The organism is Enterobacter cloacae complex sp. IR5412, assembly GCF_049237385.1.
GTDB classification, from domain to species: Bacteria; Pseudomonadota; Gammaproteobacteria; order Enterobacterales; family Enterobacteriaceae; genus Enterobacter; species Enterobacter intestinihominis.
Genome location: NZ_JBMKHQ010000005.1, coordinates 238,089 through 256,652, shown reverse-complemented (window position 1 = coordinate 256,652; position 18,564 = coordinate 238,089). Strand labels below are relative to the sequence as shown.

The window sequence follows — 18,564 nt, the reverse complement described above, 5'->3', positions numbered from 1 at the left end:
ACCGATTCATTAAATGCCTCTCGCAAAAGCAAAGCACTTTCTGTCATTCCCTACCTCATTAAATCAATAGAAAATAAATCTGAATAATTTATTTTTAAAAGAAAAGAACACAACATAACTTCAGTAGTTATGATTAATCCCTGAATGATTATTTCTTAGCAAGATATAACATGCTTAATGTATATCAGGCAATAAAAAAACTCCCAAAGACCACCGCTGTGGTCTTCAGGTATAGGATTTAAAGAACGAACTCAGTCCGGAAACGTATCACTATCTTCTGTAACGTCCGCTTTCTCTGGTAACATTCTGTTTTTAATATACTGTGAATTCCTGCAGATGAGAGGAAAAATCTCCGAGTTATTCATTATACAACTCGTTGCCGTACGGGCGTCCTCCGGAGACCATGATGAAAATGAAAACGTCTGACGGTCAAGCCATTGAGACAATAATACATTATCAACAGAAGCGCTAAACAGCGCCGCAATAGCCCTGCGTTCAACGGCCTTCTCAGGTTCAATAAACGACAACTCATTATGAAAACGGGTAATAATCGCAATACGGCTGTCAATACGAATATGTCTTTCAAGTAAGACATCGTGCAACTCATCAAGTACAGTCTCTCTCTGGGTATCGTCGAGGCAAGACCACAGGAAATGAATGTTCTCGGCATTTGTGACAACGTCTGGCTCTGCATCACGGAACCATGATGCAAAGATACCCACACTACCTTCCATCCGGATATGCTGCCCCTGAAGTTGCATTTGTTCAAGGATAAAGCGCATGTTCACAGGAAGAACCGTAAAACACTCAATAAGCCTTTCAGAAGAACTAAATACTCCACATGCCAGGGCGTTCAGCTTTTTCTTCAAAATATCAAACTGCTCACCTGACTGATATACGTCATGGAGAAATACTGGACCCATAGCATTCACATCAGACTCAATTATTTTCTCTGACAGTGCTTTTTGACGCTCTCGCACAAATATTAAAAGAGAGGTTGCATTTGTAGCTTCTTTGATGACGTCATACTGACCTTTAACAAAGCTCAGGACAGGTATATTCACCAGAAGACCTAAATCAACAATCCTGCCAACAGCATTTTTGATGTACGGCAGAACATTTTTATCCTTAAGTGCTATAAAGATACTCTCGGCAGTACGTAGATAACGAAGATATGCAGCCAAAGCCAGGTCAAACCGTTCCTCACCAATATGTTCACTGTACGACTCGATACCGGCATAGTTACCATGGAGCACCATGTGAGCAACAGCCTGTGCAGCAAATTCCGCAGGGAAGAGATTCCTCGTCGCCGTATTATTAAGATAATATTGATTTAAAACATTATTATTCCAGTCCGGGCTCAGAACAATTTTTCTGAAATGGATAACGTCCTCAACAACCTGACGATTTTTAAGCGTCATTATTGCAGAGCTAACCTGAGCCCCACCTGTACCATCATTCTTTCCAATTACGTTCTGTACCGCCTTCGATGCAATATTGATATGCCGGATAATTCCCGGATTAAAAAGGTCTATCTGAGGTTGCTCAGCTCCATAGCGTAACATCTCCTCCCGACCGTGATTTCCGATATCTAGTGTGCCAATTTTCAGGTTTGACAAGGTCTCTTCATTATTGACAAGGTATTCCACATAAAATACGCCATCTACAAAATTCTCCATTTTATTCAGTAGTGATTCACCGGCCAGAACAGAGTATGAATCAGCTTCCTGCAGCAACGTCTGCGTGGATTCAGCCTCCAATTTTTCTGAATCCTGAATTTCATCAAGTTTACTCACAATAAACGATATTTGCCTTTCGACGAAAGGCTCTAGGCTTATCCGCCCGTCAGCCATCAGTTTCTGCAGACTCAATACGAAACCTTCATCATTCTTTTCTCTGAGTGAAACAGCATAACTCTGATTCAGCATTTGCACTGCGACTTTGAGTTGCGGTTCGGCGAGAGCCTGACACTTCTCATCCATCCGGCTATAAGAAACCAGCCAGTCTCGCATCTGAATATGTGGTGCCACTCGCTGCCATGCTTCAGCGAAACCCCACAAGGCCGTCAGTTCTTCAAGCCGTGGGATATTTATAGCACCAATCGCGTCTTTAAGAGGCGTATCAAGCAACTCGCTCCTGGCAAGCTCCACCGTGGACTGATAGTGGATGCTCATCAGAAATTCGCTCCATCTTTCTGTATCGTTATTAAAAATTCGGGATATTTGTTGATAAGTTAGCGAGAGCATCTCGTCAAAATCATCCGGAGCAATACCGGGTTCGGTCTGACTAGCTTTGGGATCGCGAAGTAATACTTTAATATCTCGCTCCCCGTATCTGACCACCAGTAAGTAGAGAGCAATAAGAATATGGCGATGATCTTCTGTTGCAGGAACGGTAAGGTTCAGAATATGAATATCATTAACAAACTTCTTCATTAATCGCGGTGTGATACGAGGATACTCAGAGGGTTTCCAGCGCTCAAGCAACACCGTTGCTTCCCGGCACGCTATCCCTGCATCCTCATTTACTGTTTCTTTCCAGTACTGCCTTAACGCTTCCTGCCATCCTGCCGAAATAAGAGGAGGAACCTGAAAACTTACAGGAATCCGCTTTGCAATAAACTCACGCCCGCTGAAACCCGCCACAGAAAGTGAGGCTGAAACCTGTCTTGCCGAATAGGGCACCACTATCCTGAAGTGTTCATGAGTGGCTCCGGCAATAAGCTCCATATCACTCCAGAGCTCTTTCACTTTGTCTGCACTGATTCGGTCCAGATTATCAATGATAAGGATGAAGCGATCTCCATGGGAAATGACCTCTTTGGAGGTAAATCCCTGCAGAGCTTCAGCCAGCTCAATAGCTCCGACCTCCTTATTAACTAGCCAAGTCTCTTCAATCCTGTCAGTACTGTTGCGTTTGAACAAATCACCAATACTCGAATACCCTTTCTTTCTGTACCATTCCATGTTCTGCAGGCATGCCAGTCCTGCGACCATAATGGCAGGAGAAAGAAACGCGGCCACCTCAACATAAAAAAGCCACCCTAATAATGACTCCTTGTTAGTAAAATATTGATTAAGGTCTGTTAGCACATAACGAAGCATCTGCACGGAAAGCAATGACAGTAAAATAAAAACGACGGTCAACCAGCTTAGCCTGCTGCTGACCCTCTTGTCGTATTCAACGATGTTACCCAGAGCCAGATTTTTATACTTATCCAACACATCCCGGGAGCCCGGACATTGTAGGCTGACCCCGTGGTGGATGACATCGATAAGCGCTTTTTTAGTTGAGCCATGATGGTAACGTTCTGCATCAAAGTTAATGAACGTAAAATCATCTTTAAGCTTTTTCTGCAGGAACTTCAATATTGTTGACTTACCTGAACCCAGCTCACCTTCCAGACCAATAATATTGACATCAGGTGTCCTGATGATCTGAGCCACATTCTCTGCAACTTTTTCATGACTGCTGCCTCTAAACATATCCTGGTCAGCGGGTGATTCCGTCTGCAATCGTAGAGTCATTCAGCAATTTCCTTCGTTATAACGTAAGATTCTTTCACTATTAGACACAGTACAGAGCCCACAGCAACCAAATGACTGCAGCCGGGGCAGTTTAGTTTTAAGCATGCATAAGCCGATTTCGATGGAATCCCTTTCACACAATAATATTGAATTGAAGCAATGAAAACATTAATGTGTTTGTTGTGACTAGCTGCAGGGGCCTGGAAGAAATTCCAAAGCCTGACAAACCGGAACAGGGCTTGCTCTGCTCCGGTTTTATCCAGTTCATCTTGAAGCCCTTGTTTTTGTTACATATCCCTGCTCACTCTTTCAGCCATTGTTAAGCTTCTTGTGTGTAATCTGCGAATAATACGGATGCAAAATTGATGCAATGGATTATACATACCTACAGCGCACGTTACGCTGAGCTGAATCGAATTTCAGAGAACGTTCTTCGCTATTACCCTGCCCAGCCAGTTGAACACATTTTATCATCCGGCCCCGAGAGTGACATGTTCTCTGCCTGGTACAGCCTTCATCAGAGTCAAACTAGACGTTATTTACAGGCAAAAGAAGACAGCTACAGAGTTTAAGTCTGACATTATTCGTGGCTGTGTCTGCCTTCGGAGTTTTCAGCTTATCCCGATAACAGCGGTTTTGAAAAATTGACGTTTTTTACACCGGTACATTGCCCGAACGCAATCTCCCCCGTAGCGAAATACCGCCCCGCAGAAAATCGTCCATGCTCGGCATGCCCCTGGAACATCAGCATCTTTTCAATAAAGGTTTTACAGCCTATAGTCTGTATAACACAAAATACACCTTACCTGCTGTATTACAGGGCGGTACTCCCTACTCAGTCTGCGAGGCAGGTCACTTATGAATAATCAGTTCCCGATAAAAACGCTGAACCAGCTCAGACCTGTGCTAATCGGGTTTCGCAAAATCAAGGGCTTCACGCAAAAAGATGTGTCTGAGAGGCTTGCCGTAACGCAGCAAACCTATGCCCGCCTGGAAGCAAACCCTGCTAGCGCCAGTATTGATCGTCTGTACAAGGTATTCAGTATTCTGGGCGTAGAAATAACGCTGTCATCTATTTCCCCTTCACCCTTCATTTCCCACACAGAGATGAGGGGGGCATTTGACAGCACTCCCGCCAGACGGGAGAAATGGTGACTATTAGAAGTTTGCTAGTTTTGTCGAATGACGCCAACTACATGTCCGCATCCATCGAGTAGTGGCTTCAAGCCACGATTGTCACTGCCTCCGCTGCCTTTTTCCAGTAACTCTCTCCTTTTAATTCTAATATTTAGGGGTGTCAACGCAAAGCAGAAACGGCACCTTCTTTGCGAGACAGAAATGACCTGTGATTGCCTGGCCGATTTATGGCAGCTAAGTGCGAGAAGCGGATATAGCGAATTCGCCATTGTACGGGATTAGCAGGTTTACTGAAGCAACCTGCGATGGCGTTATGGCAATAGTCAGTCCCCTGTCCAGTCGGCATAGGTGGCCACCTCGTCACCGCCGGGGATAAACTGATTGAAGCCTCCGCGCAAAATCACTTATTCTTTTCCGTTAATAAAATGCAGGAGCAAAGTCATGACTGGCGAAATTCGTGGGCGAGGCAGGCCACGAAAAACAGAGAGTACCTATACAGATACCCGTAATGACCTGATCCGAAGCGGGCTTGAACTGCTCACGCAGAATGGTTTTCTTTCAACGGGAGTCGATGCCATTGTCAAAAATGCCAGTGTTCCTAAAGGCTCATTTTATTACTATTTCAAGAGCAAAGAAGAGTATGCCCAGACTGTTCTGAGCGCCTATGACAGTTTCTTTGTGCATAAACTCCAAAAACATCTGTATGAATCATCCTTCACACCAATGATGCGTCTGGAAAATTTCATCGACGATGCCTGCGACGGCATTAAAAAGTACAATTTCACCCGGGGCTGTCTGGTTGGCAATATGATGCAGGAGAGTCCGGGTCTTCCACTGTCCTTTATCAAACAGCTCCACGAAATACTTGAGCGCTGGCAGGCGCTTGTGGCGTGCTGTCTGTCCGACGCGTTATCTTCGGGCGAAATCCGTTCCGATATGAATAATACGCAACTGGCGGCCATTTTCTGGAGCAGTTGGGAGGGTGCCGTAATGCGTGCCAAACTTTATTGCTCAACCCAGCCTGTGTACGACTTCTGGAGCTATTTCAAAAAGTCAGTACGCTATCAGCCCTCTAAGGACACGGCTGTTGAAAAGTAAAAAAGGGGCCGCAGCCCCTGATAATAATTATCAAACCCAGGCTGAGCCTGGCTTCCACTTCATTAGCTACACTGAATTACTGCCCGGCCACGAATTCCGCCACTCAGAAGTTTTTCGGCCACATTGATGGCATCACTCAGCGGATAAACGGTGGTCAGGCTATCCAGTCTGGACTCCGGTAAATACTGTACCGCCTGCTGCCAGATCGCCGCTCTTTTTTCCTTCGCGAACATGACACTGTCAATCCCTTTCAGCGTGACGCCACGCAGGATAAACGGAGCCACATTCCCCATTAGTTCCATCCCCTGTGCCATGCCGCAGGCTGCAACAATACTGCCATAACGCACCCCGGCGCATACATTGCAGAGCGTATGGCTACCGACTGTATCAATGGCGGCAGCCCAGCGTTCTTTCTGTAACGGTTTTCCGGGACAGGAGAGCTCGGAACGGTTAATAATCTCGTCCACACCGACCGTTTTATAGAGCCAGGCAGCCTCTTCCGGGCGTCCAGTAGACGCCGTAACGCGGTACCCCATTGATGCAAGGATCATGGCCGCAATGCTCCCGACGCCGCCGCTGGCACCGGTAACAAGTACCGGACCATCTTCAGGCTTAATACCATGATTCAGAAGTGCGTCTACGCACAGCATCGCGGTAAACCCAGCTGTTCCGATTGCCATTACGTGTTTGCCGTTAGCGCCAGCCGGGAGCGGCGTCAGCCAGTCTCCATTTACCCGTGCTTTTTCGGATAGTCCGCCCCAGTGTTTTTCCCCAACACCCCAGCCGGTCAGGAGAACCTTATCTCCGGCCTGATATTCGGGATGTGAACTGGCGGACACTGTACCGGTAAAATCAATGCCGGGCACCATGGGAAAGCGTCGGACGATTGGGCCCCGGCCCGTAATGGCCAGTGCGTCTTTGTAGTTGATGGATGAATAGTCAACATTGACCTCCACATCCCCCTGCGGTAGTTCACTTTCAGCGATTTCAGCAAGTTGCGCACTATAGCGTCCATCTGTTTTGTTGATTAATAAAGATTTAAACACGTTCACCTCGTTTGTCCGGGCGTTTACCGTTCAGTCATTAAGTCGTCAATAAATAATATTGACCGATCGTCTAATAATCAACACTACGATCCCAGTGCTTTGCCAGCATTCAAGAAACATTATTCATTTCATGCACTTAAAGCTGTCTTTTTTGACCGACATCAAACTGTATTCTGGTTTATCTGGTGCAGAGGGAAAATCAGCATCCCTGAAGATACATAGCTAATGCTTCAGAACACGGCTGATGATGCGATAAAACAACCAGGCTTTAATGAGTTAGTCTGAGCGGACCTTCGGCTCAGTAAATAGGTCCGCTCCGTGCCAAGAGCAGACGCTGGTAATTCGGGTAATGGTGCCAACTTACTGATTTAGTGTATGATGGTGTTTTTGAGGTGCTCCAGTGGCTTCTGTTTCTATCAGCTGTCCCTCCTGTTCAGCTACTGAAGGCGTGGTGCGTAACGGTAAAAGTACTGCCGGACATCAGCGCTATCTCTGCTCTCACTGCCGTAAAACATGGCAGCTACAGTTCACTTACACCGTCTCTCAGCCCGGTACACACCAGAAAATTATTGATATGGCCATGAATGGCGTCGGATGTCGCGCCAGTGCACGCATTATGGGCGTTGGCCTCAACACGATTTTACGACACTTAAAAAACTCAGGCCGCAGTCGGTAAACTCACGCATACAACCGGGCAGTGACGTCATTGTTTGCGCGGAAATGGACGAACAGTGGGGTTACGTCGGCGCTAAATCACGCCAGCGCTGGTTGTTTTACGCGTATGACAGGATACGGAGGACGGTTGTGGCGCACGTATTCGGTGAACGCACGTTGGTCACGCTGGAGCGTCTTCTGGGCCTGCTGTCGGCCTTTGAGGTCGTGGTATGGATGACGGATGGCTGGCCGCTTTATGAATCACGCCTGAAGGGAGAACTGCACGTTATCAGCAAGCGATATACGCAGCGCATTGAGCGGCATAACCTGAATCTGAGGCAGCATCTGGCAAGGCTGGGCAGGAAGTCACTGTCGTTCTCAAAATCGGTGGAGCTGCATGACAAAGTCATCGGGCATTATCTGAACATAAAACACTATCAGTAAGTTGGAGTCATTACCGGTGCTCTGATATATTTATTATACTATAGTGGGGTATGTGTTGATCTTAATGTAATACTCCCCTATAGTATAAGAAATACAGAGCAGTGAGGTAAGCAATGCCCAGTACTCCTGAAGAGAAAAAAAAGGTCCTAACCCGGGTTCGCCGTATCCGGGGTCAGATTGATGCTCTGGAAAGAGCACTTGAAAGTGGCGCTGAATGCCGTTCCGTTCTCCAGCAAATCGCCGCCGTCCGGGGCGCCGCTAACGGACTGATGGCAGAGGTGCTGGAGAGCCACATACGGGAAACCTTTGACCAGAATGACAGCTACAGTCATGAAGTCAGTAAATCAGTTGACGATACGATTGAGCTGGTTCGTGCCTATCTTAAATAGGTGAGGCCATTATTACATTGAGGATATATTACGTATGAAATCACGTGCCGCTGTTGCATTTGCACCAGGGAAGCCCCTGGAGATTGTTGAAATTGATGTTGCTCCGCCTAAAAAAGGCGAGGTGCTGATTAAAAACACCCACACAGGTGTCTGCCATACCGATGCCTTTACCCTCTCAGGGAATGACCCTGAGGGCGTTTTCCCGGTGGTTCTCGGCCACGAGGGAGCCGGTATCGTCGTTGAAGTTGGTGAAGGCGTCACCAGTGTGAAGCCGGGTGACCATGTTATTCCGCTCTACACCGCTGAATGCGGGGAGTGTGAATTCTGCCAGTCCGGTAAAACGAACCTCTGTGTATCGGTTCGCGAGACTCAGGGCAAAGGACTGATGCCTGACGGGACCACTCGCTTTTCATACAACGGTCAGCCTCTTTACCACTACATGGGATGTTCCACATTCAGTGAATACACCGTTGTGGCCGAGGTTTCTCTGGCAAAAATTAACCCGGAGGCGAACCATGAACACGTCTGCCTGTTGGGTTGTGGCGTGACTACCGGTATTGGCGCCGTCCATAACACGGCTAAAGTGCAGCCGGGCGATTCAGTTGCCATTTTTGGTCTGGGGGCAATTGGTCTGGCTGCGGTACAGGGGGCCCGTCAGGCAAAAGCGGGACGTATTATCGCTATCGATACTAATCCGACAAAATTTGACCTGGCCCGTCAGTTCGGGGCCACTGACTGCATTAACCCGAATGATTATGACAAACCGATTAAAGATGTTCTGCTGGATATCAACAAGTGGGGTATTGACCATACCTTTGAATGTATCGGTAACGTTAACGTCATGCGTGCAGCGCTGGAAAGTGCTCACCGTGGGTGGGGGCAGTCCGTTGTCATTGGTGTCGCAGGGGCCGGACAGGAGATTTCCACCCGTCCTTTCCAGCTGGTCACCGGGCGCGTATGGAAAGGTTCCGCGTTTGGCGGAGTAAAAGGCCGCACTCAGCTCCCCGGTATGGTCGAGGATGCCATGAAGGGGGATATTGACCTTGAGCCATTTGTAACCCATACGATGACACTGGATGAAATCAATGACGCCTTCGAGCTTATGCATGAAGGCAAATCTATCCGGACAGTGATTCATTACTGATCCCATCAGAATTTTAATCAACTCAAACTGAAGGAAGTGGAAAATGACAACTCCGGTAATTTCTGGTGACGGCATCTTTTCTCATGTGTTCATTGGCGCAGCCGATGTCGAGAAATCCTCCGCATTTTACGATGTCGTCCTGGGCACGCTTGGTATCAATAACCTCGGCCCGTTTGGCAACGGCTGGGTACTCTATGGCCGCGAAAAGCCGGCATTTATCATTGCCCGTCCGGGCAACGGTGAAGCACCTTCCGCTAACGGGGTGACTGTCGGCTTCGCTGCTGCCACCCCGGAAGAGGTTGATGCTTTCCATGCTGCCGGCCTTGCCGCCGGTGGAGCTGATGAAGGTCAACCTGGCCCGCGTGGTCACCTTCCCGGGGCCTATGCTGCCTACCTGCGGGATCCGGCGGGTAACAAAATCACGGCGTATACGTTTATCTGACGTCCGGATTTAAAGATACTTCCCCTGGCTTCGGTCAGGGGAAATAACCATGAGATAACGGCTGATGGAACTCATTGAGCAGCATGCCAGCTCTGGCGGCTGGCAAAACGTGTACCGGCATTATTCACAATCCCTTAATTGTGAAATGAATTTCGGTGTGTATCTTCCTCCCAAAGCAGTAACAGAAAAACTGCCGGTACTATACTGGTTGTCGGGCCTGACCTGTACTGAGCAGAATTTCATCACCAAATCAGGTATGCAGCATTATGCAGCCCGGCATAACGTCATCGTTGTTGTCCCGGATACCAGTCCCCGGGGTAATAATGTCCCGGATGCCGACAGTTACGATCTTGGCCAGGGGGCCGGTTTTTATCTGAACGCGACGGAACAGCCGTGGAATGTTCATTACAGGATGTATGACTATATTCTCAGAGAGCTTCCGGATGTCGTCATGAATCATTTTCCTGCAACGGCAAGAAAATCTATATCCGGTCATTCTATGGGAGGGCTGGGTGCTCTGGTGCTGGCTCTGCGAAATCCTGGTGAATATGTGAGCGTATCAGCATTTTCCCCGATAGTATCGCCTTCTCAGGTGCCATGGGGGCAACAGGCATTTAGCGCTTACCTGGGTGAAAACAGAAAAACGTGGGAAGCCTACGATCCAGTCAGCCTCATTTTACAGGGTGAAAAATTACCAGAAATCTTCATTGATCAGGGGCTGAGTGACGCCTTTTATGAAGAGCAACTGCGCACCAAAATCCTTGAGAGAGTATGCAATGAGATGAACCTCAATGCGTCGTTCCGATATCATACTGGATACGACCACAGCTATTATTTCATTTCCAGCTTTATTGGTGAGCACATTGCTTACCATGCCAACAGGCTCAGGCTGTCAGCATGAGTTGATTTCCAGCCTCAGAAAATGTGCTTAATTTTCAGGCCTGAACAGGGCCTGAACCCTGCAGACCTGAGATGTACTGTAACTGAATCGCCACGGATAATCTAGACACTTCCGAGCCGTTGATGGACTGACCCCGCCCCGGTAGACGATCCTGCCCTATAGTTTGGACTGACCCCACGCCTGTAGACAAATCCTGTCCTCACGACGAGGCCTGTTCGAAGGCCTCCGGACTGACGTCGCCGAGGTGGCTGTGGCGCCGGGACCGGTTATAGAAGACTTCAATGTAATCGAAGATCCGCCCGGGCCAGATCCCTGGTTTTATATATGCGTTTTCTGATCCGTTCTTTTTTCAGCGAACTGAAGAACGATTCGGCCACCGCATTATCCCAGCAGTTGCCACGCCGGCTCATGCTCGGCGCCAGGTTATTGGCCCGGTAGAAGCGCTGCCAGTCGTCACTGCCGTACTGGCTGCCCTGATCGCTATGTACGATAACCTCGCTGTCTGGTTTTCGGCGCCAGACCGCCATCATCAGCGCGTCGAGCGCCAGTTCGCGTGAGAGAGTGGGTTTCATCGACCAGCCGACCACATTACGGGCGAAGAGATCGATAACCACCGCCAGATACAGCCAGCCCTGCCAGGTGCGGATATAAGTAATATCGGTGACCCAGACCTGGGTGGCCCGGACAACGGTGAACTGCCGCTGCACGAGATTAGGAGCAACGACTGAAGGCCTGCCAGCGATACGACGTGGCGCTTTATAGCCGCGCACAGCTTTAATCCGGTCCAGTTGCATGATCCGACCCACCCGGTTTCTACCACAGGTTTCCCCGATTTCGTTCAGATCGCCATGAACCCGCCGGTAACCGTATACGCCTCCGCTCAGGGAATATGAGTCGCGGATAAGCATCAGCAGGCGCTGGTTATCTTTATCACGCGCCGAGACAGGGTTATGCAGCCACGCATAGAACCCGGCCCGGGCGACATTCAGTACCCGACACATCGTCATCACACCCCATACAGTTCGGTGCTCATTGATAAAGCGGTACTTCAGTCGGGCTCCTTTGCAAAGTACCGCGCGGCCTTTTTCAGGATATCCCGTTCTTCTTCGGTGCGTTTTAGCTGCGCCCGGAGTTTCAGGATCTCGCTTTTAGCTTCCAGTAAATCCCGGGCATGCTGCTCGCTGTTATCAGGTTTGATAGCCCGTAGCCACTTGTAGAGGCGGTGTGCAGAGACGCCCAGACGCTCAGATACTTAGGCGACGGAATAACCGCGTTCCGTTATCTGACGGACGGCTTCTTCCTTAAATTCAGGTGTAAATCGTGGTGTGCCCATACGCTCCTCCTATACTCAAACTATAGGGCAGGATCGTCTACCGGGGCGGGGTCAGTCCAGGGAGCCGTTAACGACCTGATGGCGGTTGTTCTGGAAAGCTATCTTCGGGAGGAATTCCCCGATACGGGCAAACGAAATGAGTCGCAGAAGAGGTCAATCGACGACACCATTTCGATAGTCCGCTCCTATCTCCGTTAACTCTGCCAGGCAGATGTCTGATGGGGTCTAAAACTGTAATGAAAGGAAATGACATATGAAATCACGTGCATTATTCATCTGTATTTTTTAATTGGTACCCGAAACCGCCTGAGTGTCGCCATCAGCTGGGTCTGGAACCACAGCGTCGCGTACCGGGGAGCCCGCATTATCACGGGAGCCAAATCTCCGGTCCCGGGTACGCCGCCAGCCAGTTCTCATACAGAAGGCGGATCCGCAGGGTACCGCTGAAACTTCAGCGGTGTCCCACATGGTACCACCGGGCCCAGCTTCAGCAATCTGTTTCCAGTCACACAAACGCTTTTTTCGACGGGCTTTCTGATCGAGCGGTCCGGCACACCAGATACCGTCACAAGAGGTGGCCTTATTAAGAGCGGACACACCTAGCACAGGAAATTCTATGGCAAAGAAACTTTTCGGTTATCATCCCATCCTGACTGACGACAACAATTCAGTTGTGATTCGCGGTGCTCGCGAGAACAACCTTAAAGAGGTGGATGTTTCCATTCCGCGCAACGCATTGGTTGTTTTTTCGGGTGTGTCAGGCTCGGGTAAGTCTTCACTGGCCTTTGGCACCATTTATGCTGAGGCGCAACGGCGCTACTTTGAATCGGTTGCCCCCTACGCTCGTCGCCTCATTGATCAGGTCGGGGTTCCGGATGTGGATGCCATTGACGGACTGCCGCCAGCCGTTGCGCTTCAGCAACAACGCGGTGCCAGTAACGCGCGCTCCTCTGTCGGCAGCGTGACCACCTTATCCAGTCTGGTGCGAATGATGTACTCACGGGCGGGCGCTTATCCTGCCGGACAACCGATGCTGTATGCCGAGGATTTTTCTCCCAACACGCCGCAGGGGGCATGCCCTTCTTGCCATGGTCTGGGCCATATCTATGAGGTAACTGAAACACTGATGGTGCCCGATCCCTCACTTAGTATCCGTGAAAAGGCTATTGCTTCCTGGCCCCCGGCCTGGCACGGACAGAATCTGCGGGATATTCTGGTGACGCTGGGGTATGACATCGACACTCCCTGGAAAAATCTGCCAGCGGAAGACCGTCAGTGGATCCTTTTTACCGAAGACACCCCCACTGTACCGGTTTTCCCGGGACTGAGTCCGGAAGATACGCGCGAAGCCGTCAGGAAAAAAATGACGCCGGGTTATATGGGGACCTTCACCGGGGCACGTCGTTATGTGCTACATACCTTCGCCAGCACGCAAAGCGCGTTGATGAGAAAACGAGTCTCCCGTTTTATGGAAGGCAAGCTGTGTCCGGTCTGTCACGGGAAAAGACTGAAGTCAGAATCATTGTCCGTCACCTTTGCCGGTGTGGACATTGGTGAATTTATGCAGATGCCCTTAGACCAGCTGGCGGAATTGCTCCTTCCAATCTCCCGGGGGGATTTCAGTGCCCACCACGCCGGCGCAGATGCCGACAGGGATATCACCCGTCGGGATCTGACAGAGCGTGCTGCATCCGGAAAAGCGGTCCATTCCGATAACGCCGATGTCTGCCGGACATCGGCGTTATCGGAAGAGAAACGACTGGCGGCACAACGGCTGACCGGTGGTGTCATGGCCCGGTTGTATCAGTTGCAGAAGCTGGGGCTGGGTTATCTTACGCTGGACAGAGCAACCCCAACTCTATCTGCAGGAGAGCTTCAGCGACTGCGTCTTGCCACGCAACTCAGTTCGATGCTGTTTGGTGTGGTCTATGTTCTTGATGAACCGTCTGCGGGTCTGCACCCCTCAGACAGTAAAGCGCTTTACGATGCGCTTGAGAACCTTCGTGATGCCGGCAACTCGGTGTTTGTCGTTGAACATGATCTTAACCTGATGCGACGGGCGCAATGGCTTGTTGATGTGGGACCGTCGGCTGGTGAACAGGGAGGACATGTTCTCTACAGTGGTATTCCTGAAGATCTGAAAGCCGTCACCCAATCTCGTACCGCGCGTTATTTATTTGATGAAGTCCGGCCACCACAATCTTTTGCCCGTATCCCATCCGGGTGGCTGAAACTGCAGGGGATCCATCGCCACAATCTTAAGTGGATCGATGTTGATATTCCTCTGGGTGTGCTGACAGCCGTGACGGGAGTCTCTGGCTCCGGTAAATCCAGTCTGATTGCCCAGGCCTTACCGGAACTGGTGCTTTCTTCACTTGGCGGTGAGCCAGAAGACGTGCTTTCCGAAGCCAGCGACGCTGAGGGGCCATCCGTAACGGAGAAAACGTACGGTACCCTGACCGGTGATACCGGACTGGTAAAGCGTCTGGTTCAGGTTGACCAGAAACCGATAGGCAGGACCCCCCGTTCAAACCTGGCGACATATACCGGGTTGTTTGATCCTGTTCGTAAGCTCTTTGCCGGAACGACTGACGCCAAACTCCATCATTACGATGCGGGTCAATTCTCTTTCAATGTGGCAAAAGGCCGCTGTGCAACCTGTGAAGGTGAAGGATTCGTCAGCGTGGAGCTGTTGTTTATGCCGAGCGTGTATGCACCGTGCCCGACCTGCCATGGCGCGCGGTATAACCGGGATACTCTCAGGATCTGCTGGCAGGACAAAAATATCGCGGAGGTCCTGCATATGACGGTGGATGAAGCCAGTCAGTTCTTTGCGACTGAAGAACCAGTGGCTCGTCCCCTCCGTCTGCTGAGTGAAATTGGTCTGGGCTACCTGCGTCTGGGACAACCAGCAACCGAGTTATCCGGAGGGGAGGCGCAAAGGATCAAGCTGGCAACCGAACTACAACGTAGCCAACGTGGCCACACGTTGTATATCCTAGATGAACCGACAACCGGCCTGCATGCTTCAGACGCCGACCGCCTCCTTGTGCAGCTGCAGCGGCTTGTTGATGCAGAAAATACGGTGATAATGATTGAACACGATATGCGGGCGGTTACTCAGGCAGACCAGGTTATCGACATCGGTCCTGGAGCGGGACATGAGGGAGGACGCCTGGTTGCCGCAGGAACTCCCGAACAGGTATCGCAGGTCAAAGAAAGCCGTACCGCACAGTATATTGCCAGGGAACTCTCACGGAACGGTTAAAAAGGGCTGTGTCGTCATTGCGTCAATGGCGGCACATTCCCGGCGTGTTCTGTATCAGTAATCTCCCGCAGGTATAATTTCAGCGCATCCCACTGGTTCAGCGCGTACGCGAACGCCTTCGACAGCTCCGAGTGCCGTGACAGCGTTTTCTGCTTTTCACGCAGCCAGCCCTCCAGCGCGGTCAGCAGCGGTACCGCTTTTTCCTGCCGAATGGCCAGCCGTTCCGCCGCGCTTTTGCCCCGGATGCCCGCCTCGATGCCATACAGCTCGCCGATACGGCACAGCGCTTCGGTCGTGGTGTCAGAGGGCGTCCGCACGTGCACGTCCGCCTGCAACACCCCGCTGAACCCCGCAAGATGCGACTGCGGATGTGTAACGCTGGCGTGATAGAAATTTTAAGTCAGTCATCAGGTGTCCACCTAATTAGGGGTCAGTTTGGATATCGAAAATTATTGTACGTCAAGGTTATTTTTTGACCTCTCTACTTTAGCGGGCCTCAGCCGACGAAACTTATCGGAAGCCGGTACCGGCCAGTCTGACTGAAGATGGAAGCAAAATTAATGCTGTGGGCTACCATACCTTCTTTAACAGGTGATTTGTGAACTGCAACTTCTCGGAACGGGAGTTTGCGCAAGGACCGGAAGTCCGCTTTTCGCTCATAGCGGACCGTTCCTGCGCACATGTCTGCTATGTGGTAGAGGCAGACAATACTTACAGCACAGGGCGTTAATAAATACGGAACAGATCAACCGCAGATGCCTCCTCCTGAATGTATTAATTTTGCTATCTCGTCGGCAAAATCAGGGAACAAGTCTGGATATGGAAGCGCCTGGCAGCTGAAAGTATGAATAATAACGCCCTGACAGGATATTTTATTGCACCCTGTCAAAAGTCATACATTCTTTCCCGGTTTTTGCTTTCTCATACCGGATAACTCTATTTAAGGCTTAAGGATAACCTTCGTCCATCCTTCATCCCGCTCATCGAAGTGCTTATATCCGGCAGGAGCCTCTTCAAGCGAAAGACGATGAGAAATTATTTTGCCCGGACTGGCTTTATCGTGATGGATGAGGCGAGACAGCTGACGGTTATAGGCCTTAACGTTCGCCTGGCCGGTACGGATTGCCTGTCCTTTAAACCAGAAACTCCCAAAATCAAATGGCATCTTACCCTCTCTGGCAAGCTCCGATTCAGCCCCCGGATCCTGAGGAATAAAGACGCCAACCACACCAATTCCCCCGGTTGCTTTCGTCGACGCAACAAGACTGTTCATGGTAACAGAGTTATCTTCATGGCCATGTTTGTTACAGCACTGATAGCCAACACATTCGCAGCCACAATCCGTACCGCGTCCATCCGTCAGGTCGAGAATTTTTTGTACAGCTTCATCGCCAGTAGCATTGATGCCCGTCGCCCCCATTTTTTCAGCCAGAGCCAACCGGTCTGTGTGCGTATCAACCACAAACACCTGTGAAGCACCTTTAATGATCGCCGAATGAGCTGCCATCAAACCGACCGGCCCCGCGCCATAAATGGCCACGCTTTCACCAGGCTTCAATCCGGCAAGTTCTGTTGCATGCCAGCCGGTAGGAAAAATGTCAGAGAGCATCACATAATCATCTTCTTTTTCTGCCGCATCAGGGGGAAGAACAAGGCAGTTAAAGTCGGCAAATGGCACCCGAAGCAGTTCCGCCTGACCTCCCTCCCAGGGACCCATTTCAGCAAAACCATAAGCTGCGCCTGCCGTACCCGGATTGGTAGTGAGACAAAAGCCGGTCAGACCTTTTTCACAGTTTTCGCAAAAACCACATCCCACGTTAAACGGCAGACAAACATAGTCGCCCACCTTAATACGTTCAACGCCTGAGCCAATTTCGACCACTTCACCCAGGTTTTCGTGACCCAGAATCCGTCCCTGTTCAAAGCTGGTCCGGCCCTCATACATGTGCAAGTCCGACCCACAAATGTTGGTGGTGGTGATGCGGACGAGTACATCCGTGGGGCGGACAATTTTCGCATCCGGTACGTCTTTTACTTTTACATCATAAGGACCGTTGTAAATTACTGCTTTCATGATCTTCTCCTTCTTGCGTGCGGAAAGGAAATGCTGCCCCGCGGATTGGGGTATCAATCGAGTTTAGCTGCCATAACAGATCTCGCGATCGGCGAAAGGACGATTAGGATGTTTCTTAACTAAGTGCATTGAAGTCTGTAAGACAGGTACTTACCGATGAAGGCTGCCTGGAAAACGTAAAAACATCACACGTTAATCCGGTTTTTTTAAGCAGGCAAGGGATTACGGACAGCTTTGAGCGAGAAGCGGATAAAGTAAATCTATCTCATTTCTGCATTGTGCCAGAAGTAGACATAGGTGAATTAGGTAACCCTAGAGATGCACTTTGAATCAATGATATGAAATGCTGAAAAGGTAATTAACTAATTCAAAATTTGAATAATCAGTTATCTCTTCCATGCTTAATACGTAACCTTAGCTAAGGAGAAATTATGTTAGACGAATACAAAAAATGCATCGAAGCCTGTTATCTATGTGCAACGGCATGTGATAACTGTGCGGCTTCGTGTCTCGACGAAGAGAATCTGGAGATGATGCGCGAGTGCATAAAACTGGATATGCAGTGTGCAAATATCTGCCGTCTTGCAGCTCAATTCATGACACTAAATAGCGGGTCTGCCCAGGATCTTTGCCGTCTTTGCGCTGATGTTTGTCAGAAGTGCGGTGACGAGTGTGGAAAGCATGAACATGACCATTGTCAGGATTGCTCAAGCGCTTGTCATCACTGCGCCGAACAATGCAGAAAGATGGCCGCCTGAGAAAAACTCAAATTACCAAACCCGCTTCGGCGGGGTTTTATATTCCCGGTAATAAGTCGTAGAAGGATGAGATAGATGAGTTTAAGAGTACGGGCGGGAAATAGATCTACTCGAAAGTACTAGCCTCAATGACAAATTCTGGCACAGATTATTTGATTGGCTCAATGTCCGTTTTCGCTGACAGCGGACTGCACCCCGCCGGGGTGACCGCTTCGTGCCAGAATTGGACGTTTCCAAAATCTGCATGCACTAATCGGTGGAGAGCAGATCTCACTGCATAGCCATGCAGACGCGCAGAAATCATCAGGGGCGTTTGAAAGGTGCCGGAAACAGGCGGGAGGCCGCAGAA

Annotated in this window: 12 protein-coding genes and 2 pseudogenes; 9 read left to right on the top strand and 5 right to left on the bottom strand. The window is 49.8% G+C overall.

Features of this window, described 5'->3' with window-relative positions:
• Positions 1-251 precede the first annotated feature (251 nt).
• Positions 252-3,527 carry a P-loop NTPase fold protein gene (locus ACOTX2_RS11760; RefSeq protein WP_023314849.1) on the bottom strand — a complete coding sequence of 1,092 codons (3,276 nt, stop codon included), beginning with the start codon at positions 3,525-3,527 and terminating at the stop codon, positions 252-254.
• Positions 3,528-4,385: 858 nt separating this feature from the next.
• Here ACOTX2_RS11760 and ACOTX2_RS11755 point away from each other — a divergent pair.
• Positions 4,386-4,682: a helix-turn-helix transcriptional regulator gene (locus ACOTX2_RS11755; protein WP_023314851.1), complete on the top strand. Its 297-nt coding sequence runs from the start codon at positions 4,386-4,388 to the stop codon at positions 4,680-4,682.
• Between the two features lie 423 nt (positions 4,683-5,105).
• On the top strand, positions 5,106-5,762 hold the full coding sequence (locus tag ACOTX2_RS11750) for a TetR/AcrR family transcriptional regulator (protein WP_023280966.1): 657 nt from the start codon (positions 5,106-5,108) through the stop codon (positions 5,760-5,762).
• Positions 5,763-5,824: 62 nt separating this feature from the next.
• On the opposite strand, the gene ACOTX2_RS11745 is transcribed toward ACOTX2_RS11750, so the two are convergent.
• On the bottom strand, positions 5,825-6,808 hold the full coding sequence (locus tag ACOTX2_RS11745; protein ID WP_023280857.1) for an MDR family oxidoreductase: 984 nt from the start codon (positions 6,806-6,808) through the stop codon (positions 5,825-5,827).
• Positions 6,809-7,208: 400 nt separating this feature from the next.
• Here ACOTX2_RS11745 and ACOTX2_RS11740 point away from each other — a divergent pair.
• From ACOTX2_RS11740 to fghA, 5 genes are all read left to right on the top strand, one after another.
• Positions 7,209-7,906, top strand: a protein-coding gene (locus ACOTX2_RS11740) for an IS1 family transposase (protein WP_223195083.1) whose coding sequence is annotated in 2 segments (ribosomal slippage) — positions 7,209-7,458 and positions 7,458-7,906 — 699 coding nt in all. Because the reading frame shifts where the segments join, the coding sequence is not laid out codon by codon here.
• Positions 7,907-8,019: 113 nt separating this feature from the next.
• On the top strand, positions 8,020-8,295 hold the full coding sequence (gene frmR / locus ACOTX2_RS11735) for a formaldehyde-responsive transcriptional repressor FrmR (protein ID WP_017384071.1): 276 nt from the start codon (positions 8,020-8,022) through the stop codon (positions 8,293-8,295).
• Between the two features lie 34 nt (positions 8,296-8,329).
• Entirely contained in the window at positions 8,330-9,439 is a 1,110-nt protein-coding gene (gene frmA / locus ACOTX2_RS11730; protein ID WP_017384070.1) for an S-(hydroxymethyl)glutathione dehydrogenase, read from the top strand.
• A gap of 43 nt (positions 9,440-9,482) precedes the next feature.
• Positions 9,483-9,881, top strand: coding sequence for a VOC family protein (locus tag ACOTX2_RS11725; RefSeq protein WP_012561111.1), 399 nt, complete (start codon positions 9,483-9,485; stop codon positions 9,879-9,881).
• Positions 9,882-9,945: 64 nt separating this feature from the next.
• Positions 9,946-10,782 carry an S-formylglutathione hydrolase gene (gene fghA, locus ACOTX2_RS11720; protein WP_012561110.1) on the top strand — a complete coding sequence of 279 codons (837 nt, stop codon included), beginning with the start codon at positions 9,946-9,948 and terminating at the stop codon, positions 10,780-10,782.
• A 199-nt stretch (positions 10,783-10,981) separates the two neighbouring features.
• Here fghA and ACOTX2_RS11715 read toward each other — a convergent pair.
• Positions 10,982-12,115, bottom strand: a pseudogene (locus tag ACOTX2_RS11715) (IS3 family transposase).
• A 616-nt stretch (positions 12,116-12,731) separates the two neighbouring features.
• On the opposite strand from ACOTX2_RS11715, the gene ACOTX2_RS11710 reads away from it, so the two are divergent.
• Complete coding sequence (locus ACOTX2_RS11710) at positions 12,732-15,383, top strand: excinuclease ABC subunit UvrA (RefSeq protein WP_012561117.1); 2,652 nt, start codon at positions 12,732-12,734, stop codon at positions 15,381-15,383.
• A gap of 71 nt (positions 15,384-15,454) precedes the next feature.
• Here ACOTX2_RS11710 and ACOTX2_RS11705 read toward each other — a convergent pair.
• Both ACOTX2_RS11705 and ACOTX2_RS11700 read right to left on the bottom strand, forming a co-directional pair.
• Positions 15,455-15,754: pseudogene (locus ACOTX2_RS11705) on the bottom strand (IS66 family transposase); the annotation flags it as partial.
• Between the two features lie 569 nt (positions 15,755-16,323).
• Entirely contained in the window at positions 16,324-17,457 is a 1,134-nt protein-coding gene (locus ACOTX2_RS11700) for a glutathione-independent formaldehyde dehydrogenase (RefSeq protein WP_022651297.1), read from the bottom strand.
• A 431-nt stretch (positions 17,458-17,888) separates the two neighbouring features.
• Between ACOTX2_RS11700 and ACOTX2_RS11695 the strand changes: the two genes are divergently transcribed.
• Complete coding sequence (locus ACOTX2_RS11695; RefSeq protein WP_022649401.1) at positions 17,889-18,215, top strand: four-helix bundle copper-binding protein; 327 nt, start codon at positions 17,889-17,891, stop codon at positions 18,213-18,215.
• The last annotated feature ends 349 nt before the right edge of the window (positions 18,216-18,564 follow it).